This window comes from Fodinibius roseus (genome assembly GCF_900129315.1).
Classification (GTDB): Bacteria; Bacteroidota; Rhodothermia; order Balneolales; family Balneolaceae; genus Fodinibius; species Fodinibius roseus.
In genome coordinates this window covers 1-13,280 of record NZ_FQUS01000011.1, presented here as the reverse complement: position 1 = coordinate 13,280, position 13,280 = coordinate 1, and the positions used below count along the sequence as shown (strand labels likewise).

Below are 13,280 nucleotides of genomic sequence, written 5' to 3'. Positions count from 1 at the left end.
TCAGTGTTCTAATTCCTTAATGGTTTTCCTTTCTTCAGCATGTGTTCGATGCGGGCCTGTGTTCGCTCATCTTCAAGGAGTTCCAGGAAGGCCTCGCGTTCGAGCCGGAGCAGGTACTCTTCAGGCACCTTTTGCGGCTCGCTCAGGTCGCCCCCGCTCATAACCCAGGCCACCTTATCGGCCACCACCTTGTCGTAATCCGTAATATAGTTCGCCTCGTGCATGATATAGAGCATCAGGCGAAGAGCACTTAATGCCTTTTTGCCCAGCACCCTGATCTCCGGCTTCTGCGGGGGATGGTAACCCGCTTTGACCATGCGCAGCGCTTCCGCCCTGGCATTGGCGATCAGCAGATCGCGATTCATAATCACGGAATCGGAGTCCCGCAGGTACCGGTACTTCCGGGCTTTGGGCGCGCCGTCGGAAACCTCGGCCATGCCGATCGTTTTAAATACTTCTTTGATATTCGGCAGCGGATCGACCTGCTCGTCATCCATCACCTGCTGCATCACGCGGCGGAGCATCTCCTTGGTCCCCCCGCCCGCCGGAATAAGCCCGACGCCCACCTCAACGAGTCCCGCATACAGCTCATAGTGGGCCACGACCTTATCCGCGTGGAGGATGAACTCCACCCCGCCGCCCAGCGATCGTCCGAAAGGAGCCACAACCACCGGAAACGGCTGGTAGCGAAGTCCGACCGCTACACGCTGAAAATTTTCAGCGGCCTCCGCGACACGGTCCTTGTCGCCCTGCTGCCACGTTTGTATCGCCTCCATCAGGTTTGCCCCGTAGGTGAAGTTGTCGTTATCGTGACTTATAACCAGGGCGTCGAACTGCTCGTTGACGATCTTACAGGATTCATCCAGCGAGCGGACCAGTTCAAAACCGAGCGTCTGCTTTTTGGTTCGGAATTCAAAAAGGGCCACCCCGTCTCCCAGGTCATACAAGCCCGCGCTGTCGTTGCCGAATACTTCTTTACCTTCGGACTGAAGCTCAGCCACCCGGATCGCCCCGGCGGCAGGCGGCGTCCATGCTTCGACCTTCCCGGTAGCGAGGTTGTACACCGTGCGCTGGTCGGGATCATAAAACTGCTCACGTCCCGATTCCAGCATCTCCAGCACCGGTTCCGGCACCTCTCTTCCCTCTTCCCGCATGCGTTCCACCGATTCGCGTACGCCAATGGCATCCCAGCGTTCGAAGGGACCCAGTTCCCAGTTAAAGCCCCACTTCATCGCGCGGTCGATCGATTCCACCGAATCCGTAATCCCGGGCACCCGGTGAGCCGCATACAGCAGCAGGTCGCAGTGGATATCCCACAAAAAACGTCCCGCTTCATCATCCTGCTCCACCAAAAACTTCAGTCGCTCTCCCGGGGTTTCAAATTTTTTCTTCGCCTGCGTGGCACTTTCAAATTCCGGGTCAATTTGCGATTCATAATCCTGCGTATCGGGATCAATGACCTTGTATTCCCTGCCGGAGTCGGTCCGCACTTTTTTATAGAAGCCCTCTCCCGCCTTGTTGCCGAACTTTTCCTGTTCAATCATCCTGTTGAACCCTTCCGGCAGCTGAAAGACCTCGCGCCGCTCATCATCGGGAATGGAGGGGTACAAATTATTAGACACGTGATGGATGATATCCAGGCCCGCCATATCGGCGGTGCGAAAGGTAGCGGCTTTGGAATAACCGGTTAGCGTTCCCGTAAGGAAATCGATCTCCTCCGCCCGGAAATCGCCGTCAAAAAAGTAGGGCATCATACTGGCCATGGAGAAAATACCGATGCGGTTGGCAATAAAGTTGGGCGTATCCTTGCAGCGCACCACTCCCTTGCCCAGGGTTTTCTCGCAAAAGGCGGCCATGTAATCCGTCACCTCTTCGGCGGTAGCCTCCGTGGGAATTACCTCCAGCAGCTTCATATAGCGCGGCGGGTTAAAAAAGTGCGTACCCAGAAAATGGCTTCGAAACTCATCCGAGCAGTCCGCACTGATATCACTGATCGGCAGTCCCGATGTATTGGAGGTTACGATCGTCTTTTCCCCGCGGACCTCCTGGATATCGCTCATCATCTGTTTCTTGATATCCATTTTTTCAATAATGGCCTCGCAAACCCAGTCGACTTCCCCGATAACATCCAGGTCGTCGCTGAAGTTACCGGGACGAATATGCCTGGCGTCCCCCGGGTCCCCCAGCGGCGAGGGTTTCATTTCCCCCAGTTTTTTGATGCTCTCTTTCACCCGGCTGTTCGGATCATCCTCCTCCTCATCCTTCAGGTCAAGCAGCCATACCTGGAGTCCGGCGTTAACGCAATGGGCCGCAATCTGGCTGCCCATGGTACCGGATCCCAAAACTGCGACTTTTTGAATAGCATATGTTGATTGAGCCATAAAAACAGTTGTGATTTTAACATTCCAGCATACAGAATACAGGGCTAAGTCCGTCAGGCCTTATCCGCCTGCTCCGCCTCTTCTTCATACATTGAATCAATTTCCTCTTCATAATGTTCCTTTACCTTCGATCGTTTAACCTTCATCGTCGGGGTAAGTTCGCCCGACTCCATGCTAAACGGCTCCGCAAGCACAACAAATTTCTTGACGGTCTCCCAGGGAGAAAGATTCCTGTTGACCTTGTCCACTTCCTCCTGGAGCAGTTCCCGCACCTGCGGGTCTTTGGCCGGCTCCTCTGATACCGACTGTCCCCTTCCCTTCAGTCGCTTTTTTACATTCTCATAGTTGGGGACGATCAGTGCGGAGCAAAATTTTCGTTTATATCCTACCACCATCGCCTGTTCGATAAAGCCGCTTTCGATGAGCAGGTTCTCGATGGTTTGCGGGGCCACATACTTGCCGGTCGAAAGCTTAAATACCGATTTTTTGCGATCTGTGATATAGAGATAGTTATCTTCCAGCTTGCCCACATCGCCGGTCATCAACCAGCCATCTTCGGTAAATACTTCATCCGTTTTATCTTTGTTGCGGTAGTATCCTTTCATAATATTAGGCCCTTTTGCCAGGATTTCACCGTCTTCGGCGATCTTGATCTCCACGTTCGACAGGGGGGGACCCGAGCTTCCCACCCGCATATGATCCCTGTCGTGGACCGACAGCACCGGAGAGGTTTCCGTAAGCCCGTACCCCTGCAGGCAGATAATGCCGAGCGCATTCATAAAACGAAACAAATTCGAAGAAAGGGCCGCTCCGCCGCTGACTACCCCCAAAAGCTTGCCGCCGAAAAGAGCGCGAATTTTGGAATATACCAGCTTATCGGCAATGGCATGTTTTAGGGCCCCCAGACCAGAGGGCGGGTGTTCGGGATCATATTCTTCGGCCAGGTTAAGCGCCCAGTAGTAGAGCTGCTTTTTGATCCCGCTCATCTCCTGGCCCTTCACCTTGACTCCCGTGTGTATTTTTTCCAGGAGACGGGGAACGGTAGCCAGGTAGTACGGCTGGATGTGTTCAAAATCTTCCCGGATCTCGTTTATATCTTCAATATAGTAGATCGGGTATCCCAGCCGGATATACAGGTAGGTGATGAGCCGTTCGAATACATGCGACAGCGGCAAATAAGAGAGCATCCGCTGGTCCTCCCCGACATTTTCATCAAAAGGCACCCGTTCCAGCGAAGCCAGCAGATTGGAGGCGATATTCCACTGGGTAAGCATGACTCCCTTCGGGTCGCCGGTGGTGCCCGAGGTATAAATAAGCGTAGCCAGATCATCGGGATCCACCTCCGACCGCAACCGCTCGAAAAGCTCCGGATCTTCCTTGTGTTTGGTTGCTCCTCTTTCCAAAACATCCCCGAAGGAGAGCACATCCTGGTTTTCCGCCTCAAAAATCCTGATTACCTGTTCGACGTTCTCAATATCCCTGACCAGCGGCCTGCTCTCTCCGTAAAGTTCTTCATTGGATACGATATGCACTTTTACATCGGCGTTTTCCAGAATATATTTAATCTGTTCGGCGGGCTGCGTTTCATAAATCGGAACGTCAATGGCCCCGAGCGATAAAATAGCCTGATCGCAGATCAGCCATTCAGCACTGTTTTCGGAGTGCAGGCTTACCCGGTCGCCGCGCCTTATGCCCAGCTCATACAATCCCAGCGTAAGATTACGAACCTTCGTCTGAAATTCTTCTTTCCCGGTCTCTATCCATTTCCCGCCCCTTTTGGTCGCGAAAAGCACCTTTTTATTGTGAAGTCGTAACCCTTTATCAACTTCATTCAGAATGGTCGTAGGCTGATATTCCATAATCATCTCTTATTCAGTCAATAAATGTTATAAAGCCTTTAAAAACCGTTCTTTTGGCCAATTGCTTCATCTTCGCGCATTCAACATTCTCAGGTATTCTTTATATCTGCGGATTTGAATTTGCTCAGGTTTTGATATTGATCAAAACGCCTGGTTTTTCAAAAGCTCTCCGTTATTATAACTCAATATAAATCTTTATCACCGGCTTCAAAGTGGAATTTTATTTCCCTGTTGCTGTTACTATCATGGATTATTCATGAATAATAAGGAATCATTCGTTATCCTGTCATTTATTAAATGCTTAGCATATAGCAGAGTCTTCTTTGTGAAAAATCCATGCTATTATCTACACTTCCCACTGAATGATAAATAATATTATGTATATCCATCCTGATATCCAAGAACGTGTGCAGCTGTTATTTGATTCCGCCCAAAAAAATATGGGTGATACTCTCGGTATCGCCTATACCTCTTTTAAGAAGAAGGAGGTAAAGGCGACTATGCCCGTCGACGAACGTACCGTCCAGCCGTTCGGTGTGTTACACGGCGGGGCATCCGTCGCCCTGGCAGAGACCCTCGCTTCGATTGGCGCCTGGCTGAATCTCGACCGGGATGACAGAACCGCGGTGGGTATCGAGATCAATGCCAACCACATTCGCCCCGTAAAAAAGGGGACGCATGTCCATGCCACTGCCACGGCCATTCAGCGGGGACGGAACATCCACGTGTGGGAGACTAACATATGGACTCCCAGCGACAAGCTGGTGTGCGTGTCAAGATGTACGCTGGCCATTGTCGGGAAGTCATAAATCAGTTTAACATTAAATAAAACACCGCTCCCACTTACTTCCTTGTATAGCCCGGATTTCTCACCAGGAAATTTGTACTTCAGCAAGGCGAAGGAAAAAAACAGCGGAGACCTGACCTGCTGTGCCCGGCACGCTATTTTATCTTTAACGCCGCTGACCGGCAATATTTGAAGTATGTTACGCGCTGTTATTATTTTTTAGCCTAAAAAATCAATATGAATTTATCTGTATCATAAGGTTACAGCAATGTACCATACATCTTTGCGAGAAATACGGGATAGCCCTCAATACCCGGTTTATTTGCAACCATAACTTAGAAACGGGAACTAAATCTTGGTACCGTCCGGTATCACCGACCGTTTTGGGACCACCACAATGCCATCCACCACATGGTACTCGCCGTAGTCGCCATCTTCCAGATGGTCGCCCCCGGCAATGCGCACGTCATCTCCGATCCGGCAATTCTTGTCGATAATCGCATTACTGATAAAGCAGCGCTGGCCGATAGCCATGGGCGGCTGGTCATCTTCCCTGTTTTCCAGCTCTTCACGCGACTGGAAGTAGTCATTTCCCATGATGATAGAACGCTCTATCGTCGTCCCTTTTCCGATACGCGAGCGAATACCGATAACAGATCGCTCGATACGGCTGGCCTCGATCAAACACGCCTCGGCCAGGACCGAGTGATCGAAGGTGGTTCCCGAAAGTTTGGAAGCCGGCAGCAGCCGCGCCCGCGTATAGATAAAATCCTCATTATCGTAGAGATTAAACCTGGGCAGGTCGTCGGTCAATTCCAGGTTGGCCTTGAAAAAGGACTTCACCGTCCCGATATCGGTCCAATAGCCGTCAAATTCATAACTCTGCACCCGGTAATCTCCTTCAATGGCCCTGGGAATAATCCCCTTCCCAAAATCGGTGGAATCCTCGTGCTTGTCCAACAGCTCGGTGAGAATTTCCTTCTTGAAAATGTATATACCCATGGAAGCCAGGTAGTGACGGCCTTCGCTGCTGAATTTTTCAGGGGTCTCCGATTTCCACTGATCCAGTTCCTCCTTATCCGGCTTCTCCACAAAACGCTCGATTATACCCTCTTCATTCGTTTTCATAATGCCGAATGCCGTGGCATCCTCCGCCACAACCGGAATCGTAGCGACGGTGAGGTCCGCATCATTTTCTTCATGCTTGTCGATCATTTTCTGGTAGTCCATCTGGTAGAGCTGATCGCCCGACAGGATAGCTACATGCTTGTGATCCTTATTTTCCATATGGTACATAGACTGGCGTACCGCATCCGCCGTCCCCTGGTACCAGTTCTTACTGTGAGGCGTCTGTTCAGCAGCCAGGATATCGACAAAACCACTGCTGAATACGTCAAAATTATAGGTATTCTTGATATGGCGATTCAGAGAGGCCGAGTTGAACTGCGTGAGCACATAAATACGGCGTATCCCGGAATTCAGGCAGTTTGAAATGGGGATATCCACGAGTCGATATTTACCTGCAATGGGAACAGCCGGCTTCGAACGCATTTTTGTCAGTGGATAAAGACGAGTTCCCTGTCCCCCGCCAAGAATAAGAGCGATAGTTGATCTACGCATAAATGATTGATTTTAACGGTTAAGTTGACAGTTCCTCATATAATGCAATATACTTTTTAGCCGAAGCATTCCAAGAAAAATCGAGATTCATAATTCTTTTTCGCAGGCCGGCCATGGTACGCCCCTGTCCAAACAGGTCGACTGCTCTTTGAACGGCATGCCTTGCCGCTTCGAGGGAAAAGTCGTAAAAAGTGATACCATATCCGTCGGGCTCGCCCAGATCCACCACCGTATCTTTCAACCCGCCTATACTGCGGACGATGGGAACCGTCCCGTAGCGCATGGAATACATTTGATTCAGTCCGCAGGGTTCAACACGGGAGGGCATAATCATAAAATCACTGCCCGCGTAAATCTGATGGGCGAGCGGCTCGTTATAGTCCAGGGCGGCATCGAAATACCCGACGAACCGGTCGGACATCGCCTCAAACTGGTAGTGCAGGCTGCGGTCCCCGGTTCCCAGCACGATAAAATTTACGGTCTGGGGCGACTCCAGAAAACTGCGGAAAAGATCGGGGAGCAGGTCGGCCCCTTTTTCATACGCCAGGCGGCCGATATAAGAGATCGTCGGGTACTGCGGATCCAGTCCGAACTTTTCACACAACAACTGCTTGTTTTTGCGTTTGCCCCCGGCCATTTTCCGGCTGTTGTAATGGTGTGCTATCATCGGGTCCGTTTCAGGATCCCATACCTCCGTATCGATACCGTTGATGATGCCGCGCGATTTCTGCTGCTCGCTGCGGAACAGTCCTTCCAGGCCGTGGCTGCTATAGCTGAGTTCCTTCATATACGTAGGCGAAACGGTCGTAATCTCCCAGCAGGTTTTAAGTCCCGCAGCCAGGCAATTCAACCGGCCGTCCCAGTCCAGCAGTCCCGCATTCTGATAATCGAAATAAGGCAACAGGTTTTGCATGCCGTGGTCGTAAATGCCCTGGTATTCTCCATTGTGGACCGTAAGTACTGTGGGGATCTGTTCCAGGTCACGGTACCGGTAACACTGGGTAAGCATAAAAGGAACCAGGGCCGTATGATGGTCGTGGCAATGGATCACATCGGGTGACACCCGCATCTGGTTAAACCAGTCCAGTATCGCGACCTGGAAACCTATGAACCGCTCAAAATCATCTTCGTAAGGTATCCCGCTCTGCTGTTCTACGTAGATACCCGGACGGTCAAAACGGCCGGGAATATCAACCACATACAGCGGGAAGCCCAGCGTATCATCCGACTCGCGCTGGATACGAAAATCAAACTGCCAGTCCCCCAGCGGCGCCTGTCCCTCAAACACCGTCTCAAACTGCTGGCCGGCCATCCAGTCATTGGCGTATTTGGGCATGACGACCGAAGCCTCCGCTTCTTCCTGAATCAGATACTTCGGCAATGCCCCCACCACATCCGCGAGTCCCCCCGCTTTGGCGACCGGATAGCACTCTGCACTGAGATGAATTATTTTCATATATTGAAACACCTTTTCACGTTGTTCGTATGTTACCACGACGGCATACTCATACGACATTAACCGTCCTTATCTCATTGACTAATTAATTAAAGTTTGCGCTGCATTCAAAATCTTTATTTTTTTTGAGGTTTGCATTAATCAACTATAAAGTTTTAACTAAGATTATGTTAATCATTTATACTTAGCCACAGAAGGTTATTTCCCACAGAACCACCGAGTTAAAACCTGGTACAAAGGGATGCAACTTTTCCTCCAATAACGCTGTGCTTTCGCACCGAAGTTTAAGTCTGTGTAGCCAATGCAACCCCGGCGTAGTGGGCCCTTATGCATGGTTGGGCTATTTCGGCGAAGTGGGCTGCTTCGGCACACCGGTGCATATCCTTTGCGAAACTCTGTATTTCAGCCTGGAAAAGTACTACTTGAAAAAGAACGATAATTATGACCAAAAATGACAAAAGCCTCTGTTTCCAACATAAAGTTACGTGCCTATGGCGGTTATAGAAGTTAAGGATATCGCCAAATCATTCGGCAAAACCCAGGCCGTCAGAGATGCAAGTTTTAACGTGGAGAAGGGACGTATTTTCGGGCTCCTGGGTCCCAACGGCGCCGGCAAGACCACCGCTATCCGGATGATCAACCATATTCTTATCCCCGATGCCGGCACCATCACCATCAACGGCCTGAAAGCGAGTCCCCGTACCCAAAGGATGATCGGCTATCTGCCCGAAGAACGTGGGCTTTATAAAAAGATGAAGGTCGGCGAACAGCTCATCTACCTTGCCCGCCTCAAGGGACTGACACACGGGGAGGCGAAGGAGAAAACGAGATACTGGCTCGACCGCTTTGAGGCATCCGACTGGTACCATAAAAAGGTCGGTGAACTTTCAAAAGGGATGTCCCAAAAAATCCAGTTTATTGCGACAATTGCACATGAGCCGGATATCTATATATTTGACGAGCCGTTTAGCGGACTCGATCCCATCAACAGCAAGATGCTCAGGGAGATTGTGATCGAACTGCGCGATCGCGGTAAGACAGTCCTCTTCTCGACACACCGGATGGAGCAGGTGGAACAGATGTGTGATGATATCTGCCTGTTTAACAACGGAAGAGTGGTACTTAAGGGCGACCTGCGGCGGATCAGGAAGTCATTCGGCAAAAATACGATCGTCATAGAATTTCAGGGCGACTCCAGCTTCCTGGACCGCATCGAAAATGTGCGCATTAACAACCGGTCCACCAATTTTGCGGAAATTCGGGTGCTCGACGGACAGGATATGCAGCAAATTCTCAAAACGGCTATGGATCATACCGAAATCTACCGGTACGAGCGCGTTGAGCCCTCCCTGACTGAAATTTTTATCTCCACCGTCGGCGAGGACAATATTAATCCCAATGAACTGACATAACCACAAATATTCATGGTAGCCTTTGAAACCCAGGAATTTTGGCCAAGGTTCAAGACCAGAGGAAGGTTGCCCTCGCAGCATATAGCTCATATGCAAGGATTTCAACCGAGCGATAACGCCGACATTGGGCAAAAGAGCGATTTTGAAAAGGTTTCTCATGATATCATATGGAATTATTAACTATTCAATAAAGCCTTAGAATATAATGAGCCCGAATATGTCACCAGGATTTACAATGTATTGTTGTAATCTCATGATACATGATAAATTTTATATCGTTTTTTAGGCTAAAAACTATAACAGTGAAATTTCTTTATGAATAACGACGCTAAACCATGAATTTTCAACAAATTTTATTGGTCCTTAAGCGCGAGTACGTGACTCGTCTGCGCTCCAGGGGTTTTATTATTGCTACCATTCTTATCCCGCTGGGGATGATCGCTTTTGTAGGCGCCGGTATCGGCATTGCCGTCTGGGATACCGGTTCGGAACATACGATTGGCATTGTGGACCAAACCAACAGCCTCTATCCCCGCCTGGAAGAGCTGGCAGGTGAGCGATATAAAGATTTTTCAGCCACTACGGAAGATTCCCTGCGGCACATGGTCGCGAGCGAGCAGCTTGACGGCTATATCCTGCTGACAGAAGCCCATGTCACCCTGCAGGAGGACCCGGAATATGTCTCCAGCGGAGCCGGGGGAATCAGTCTGCAGTCACGCATCCGGTCGGACCTCCGGCAGGTGATCCGGGATGAACGCATCAGCCGTGCCAGCGTATCCGAGGAAGTACAGCAGATTTTTGAGGCGGATATCAGCCTGTCGACCACCAAGCTTACCGAACAGGGTGAGGCCACCGAGGATGATACCGGGTTTCTGACTATTGTAGGCCTGGTCATGGGAATCATCATTTTCGGTTCCGTATTGGGATACGGCGGCATGCTCACGCGCAGCGTCATCGAGGAAAAGACGAACCGTATCATTGAAGTCATCACCTCTTCCGTCAGGCCGATCGAGCTGCTGCTGGGTAAAATGGGGGGCGTCGGGGCTCTTGCCCTCTCCCAGCTGGTCTTCTGGCTGGCCTCTTTCTTTGCGCTGGCAGCGGCAGCGGGACCCCTGGCCGGGATGATGCTGGGACCTGAAATGGTGCCCGGCGGCGAGGCGGCTGCGGGGAATTTCAATCCCGACAGCTTTGCCATGCCCGATATCGCGCCCTCGCTGATTCTCTACTTCCTTCTCTTTTTCATCCTCGGATACCTGCTCTACAGCTCCCTGTTTGCCGCTATCGGGTCGGCCGTCGATTCAGAAACCGACACTCAGCAGTTTATGTTTCCCGTTATGATTCCCGTTATGATCGGCTACTTCATTATGTTCCGGGCCATGGAAAACCCGGACAGCACGCTGGCGGTCGCAGGCTCGCTGGTCCCCTTCTGCACACCCATCGTGATGATCACGCGCATTGCCATCACGGATGTGCCCTTCTGGCAGATCTGGCTGTCCATCCTGCTGATGATCGCAACTTTCGCCCTCACCATGTGGCTGAGCGCCAAGATTTACAGCGTGGGCATCCTCAGTTACGGGCAAAGCGCCGGCTTTAAAGAGCTGTGGAAGTGGGTGAGGGAGTAGGTTAATCCACCCCGCTGCCACACCAGTTGTTGCCGGGATTATAATCCGGGGACAAAAACTCCAGCCACTGCTTTTCCAGCTTCGGCAGCAGTCCTGCTCGATCTTTTCCAGATAGGCCGCCTCCTCGGCGGGGTCATACTGCAGGTCTGTCCTGGGAAAGCGGGCGCCGGTCTGCGACAGGTAGTCGGTGATAACGGCTGCCTCCCCTTCATACATTGTGCATATACATTAATATTGAATTGGAAATGCTACATAAAGACAGACACTGTATTAAGTCCGGTCTACACTCTGATCAATTTCAAACCAACTACCTTATCCAAACCAACCAGTATCTCAATATAAAATACTTGGTATTGCCTTTTATCTCATGCTTCTATTTAATTCTTTTCCTATCTGCTCATGTAGTTGTTGAATTTGATCCTGAAATCGCTCATACGATTGTTTTCCAATTTCATTAAATGCAGAAATGACTTCTTCATCATCAGCTTCCATGCCTTTATCCTGTGTTGTTGCAATCCAGTTATCTAACGCTTTACGATGGATTTGTAATTGCTCTAAATAGCTTGAATCAGCAGCAAGATTATATAACTCATGAGGATCATTATCTAAGTAATACAACTCTTCTTTAGGTAGTGTCTCTAACAATCTTAATTGTTCGGAAGTTAATTTATCTTCTTTATGTAAAATATTCAGCACATGATAAACGGGATGATTAGCCTTTCTGTAAGCAGTTGATGCACCGTTTATTGAAAAATTATGACGATAATTCCGGATGTATTTATACTTTTGGCTCCTAACCGCTCTGCTTTGGAAATGTAATTCCGAAATACGATCGGAAGTACTAAATACATATTGCCGTTCTTTTTCTTTACCCTTACCCCAAAAAATTCTTCCCTGCATATAATTCGGCTTTTGAATGCCGGCAAAGGATAATGTTGTAGCTGTAATATCTATATGGCTAATCAATTGATTTTCAGTGCTTCCAGGAATGTATTCCACCGGAGCTGTTAGACCCCTTGGCATATGTATAATCATGGGGACTCGGATACCACTGTCATAATTCCAATATTTTCCGCGAGTCATCGGGCGCCCATGATCAGAAAATAAAATAACGATAGTATCCTTTGCTAAATTACTCCTCTTAAGGAAACTTAAAATTTGGCCAACCTTGTCATCTAAAATATTTATGCTCTCATAATATCTTATGAACTCTTTTCTCACAATTTCGTGATCGGGATAGTACGGAGGTATTTTAACCTTGTCCAGGATATTCCCATTTGATTTCACTTCCGGAAAAGGTCGGTGAGTATTGGAAATACTAATCTGCGCAAAAAAGGGTTTACTTTGTGAGAGGATACTATTCCAATGATTGTAGTCAAAGTTTGCCTTCAAATCTGCTTTAAAAGCCCAATGAGTTTTCCCATTAGCAGGTTCATCCTCAATATTAGCTGTTATATATCCATTTTCTTTAAAAACTTGATGAACTGTTTGGATACTGTCAGGCAGATTTGGTTTCAGCTCATCAGGATACCCCATATGATGAGCGCCTATAGAGGTTTGATACATGCCTGTTGCTAATGCTGTGCGACTTGGAGTACATACAGCAGCAGTCGTAAAAACATTGGTAAATGTAACTCCCTTTTGCGCTAATTGGTCAATATTTGGAGTATTTACCAACTCATTTTCATAGACGCCTAAATCCTGAGATAAATCTTCAGCAATAATCCAAACAATATTTGGCTTTTCGTTTTGTGAATATTTGCTACAGGCTGTAATGCTGAAAACCAGCAGCAGAATTAAAAAAAATCTATTCATTCCTAATCTTAGCCTTAGGTTCATTATTAAATAACAAGAGATTAAATAACAAGAGCTTCACAGAAGCCGTTGAAAAACCAGGAATTTCGGTCAAGGTCAAGGCCCCAGGGAGGTTGCCCTCGCATCATATTGCCTATATATGAGGATTTCAATCGACCGATAACGGCGACATTGGCCAAAGAACGGTTTTGCAAAGGCTTCTCATATCCATTTTCATCCTATAAATAGTTATTTTACTCATAAATGAAATACGCTGTGACCCTGCCTCCCTTGTCCGAACGCAGGCGGACCCACTGTGCACTGTAATTGCTCGGAAACGCATAATGCA

8 protein-coding genes are annotated in these 13,280 nt (G+C 49.0%); 3 read left to right on the top strand and 5 right to left on the bottom strand.

Going from position 1 to position 13,280, the window contains the following annotated elements:
- Window positions 1–8: 8 nt before the first annotated feature.
- Both BUB16_RS11155 and BUB16_RS11150 read right to left on the bottom strand, forming a co-directional pair.
- Complete coding sequence (locus tag BUB16_RS11155) at window positions 9–2,381, bottom strand: 3-hydroxyacyl-CoA dehydrogenase/enoyl-CoA hydratase family protein (protein WP_073063903.1); 2,373 nt, start codon at window positions 2,379–2,381, stop codon at window positions 9–11.
- A 53-nt stretch (window positions 2,382–2,434) separates the two neighbouring features.
- A complete protein-coding gene (locus BUB16_RS11150; RefSeq protein ID WP_073064271.1) occupies window positions 2,435–4,240 on the bottom strand; it encodes an AMP-dependent synthetase/ligase in 1,806 nt (601 codons plus the stop codon).
- A 440-nt stretch (window positions 4,241–4,680) separates the two neighbouring features.
- On the opposite strand from BUB16_RS11150, the gene BUB16_RS11145 reads away from it, so the two are divergent.
- Window positions 4,681–5,049, top strand: a complete 369-nt coding sequence (locus BUB16_RS11145; RefSeq protein WP_073064267.1) for a PaaI family thioesterase — start codon at window positions 4,681–4,683, stop codon at window positions 5,047–5,049.
- A 326-nt stretch (window positions 5,050–5,375) separates the two neighbouring features.
- On the opposite strand, the gene BUB16_RS11140 is transcribed toward BUB16_RS11145, so the two are convergent.
- On the bottom strand, window positions 5,376–6,647 hold the full coding sequence (locus BUB16_RS11140; protein ID WP_073063900.1) for a glucose-1-phosphate adenylyltransferase: 1,272 nt from the start codon (window positions 6,645–6,647) through the stop codon (window positions 5,376–5,378).
- A 19-nt stretch (window positions 6,648–6,666) separates the two neighbouring features.
- The gene (locus tag BUB16_RS11135) at window positions 6,667–8,103 is read right to left on the bottom strand and encodes a glycogen synthase (protein WP_073064265.1); all 1,437 of its coding nucleotides are present in this window, start codon (window positions 8,101–8,103) and stop codon (window positions 6,667–6,669) included.
- A 491-nt stretch (window positions 8,104–8,594) separates the two neighbouring features.
- Between BUB16_RS11135 and BUB16_RS11130 the strand changes: the two genes are divergently transcribed.
- On the top strand, window positions 8,595–9,515 hold the full coding sequence (locus tag BUB16_RS11130; RefSeq protein ID WP_073063898.1) for an ABC transporter ATP-binding protein: 921 nt from the start codon (window positions 8,595–8,597) through the stop codon (window positions 9,513–9,515).
- 335 nt (window positions 9,516–9,850) lie between these two features.
- Entirely contained in the window at window positions 9,851–11,137 is a 1,287-nt protein-coding gene (locus tag BUB16_RS11125) for an ABC transporter permease (protein ID WP_073063894.1), read from the top strand.
- 360 nt (window positions 11,138–11,497) lie between these two features.
- On the opposite strand, the gene BUB16_RS11120 is transcribed toward BUB16_RS11125, so the two are convergent.
- A complete protein-coding gene (locus BUB16_RS11120) occupies window positions 11,498–12,952 on the bottom strand; it encodes a sulfatase family protein (protein WP_073063890.1) in 1,455 nt (484 codons plus the stop codon).
- Between the last annotated feature and the right edge of the window lie 328 nt (window positions 12,953–13,280).

Excerpts from the sequence above, each read along its gene's own strand:
- BUB16_RS11135 (WP_073064265.1), bottom strand. The coding sequence starts at position 8,103 with ATGAAAATAATTCATCTCAGTGCAGAGTGCTATCCGGTCGCCAAAGCG.
- BUB16_RS11125 (WP_073063894.1), top strand. The coding sequence starts at position 9,851 with ATGAATTTTCAACAAATTTTATTGGTCCTTAAGCGCGAGTACGTGACT.
- BUB16_RS11130 (WP_073063898.1), top strand. The coding sequence starts at position 8,595 with ATGGCGGTTATAGAAGTTAAGGATATCGCCAAATCATTCGGCAAAACC.
- BUB16_RS11155 (WP_073063903.1), bottom strand. The coding sequence starts at position 2,381 with ATGGCTCAATCAACATATGCTATTCAAAAAGTCGCAGTTTTGGGATCC.
- BUB16_RS11140 (WP_073063900.1), bottom strand. The coding sequence starts at position 6,647 with ATGCGTAGATCAACTATCGCTCTTATTCTTGGCGGGGGACAGGGAACT.
- BUB16_RS11145 (WP_073064267.1), top strand. The coding sequence starts at position 4,681 with ATGGGTGATACTCTCGGTATCGCCTATACCTCTTTTAAGAAGAAGGAG.
- BUB16_RS11150 (WP_073064271.1), bottom strand. The coding sequence starts at position 4,240 with ATGGAATATCAGCCTACGACCATTCTGAATGAAGTTGATAAAGGGTTA.
- BUB16_RS11120 (WP_073063890.1), bottom strand. The coding sequence starts at position 12,952 with ATGAATAGATTTTTTTTAATTCTGCTGCTGGTTTTCAGCATTACAGCC.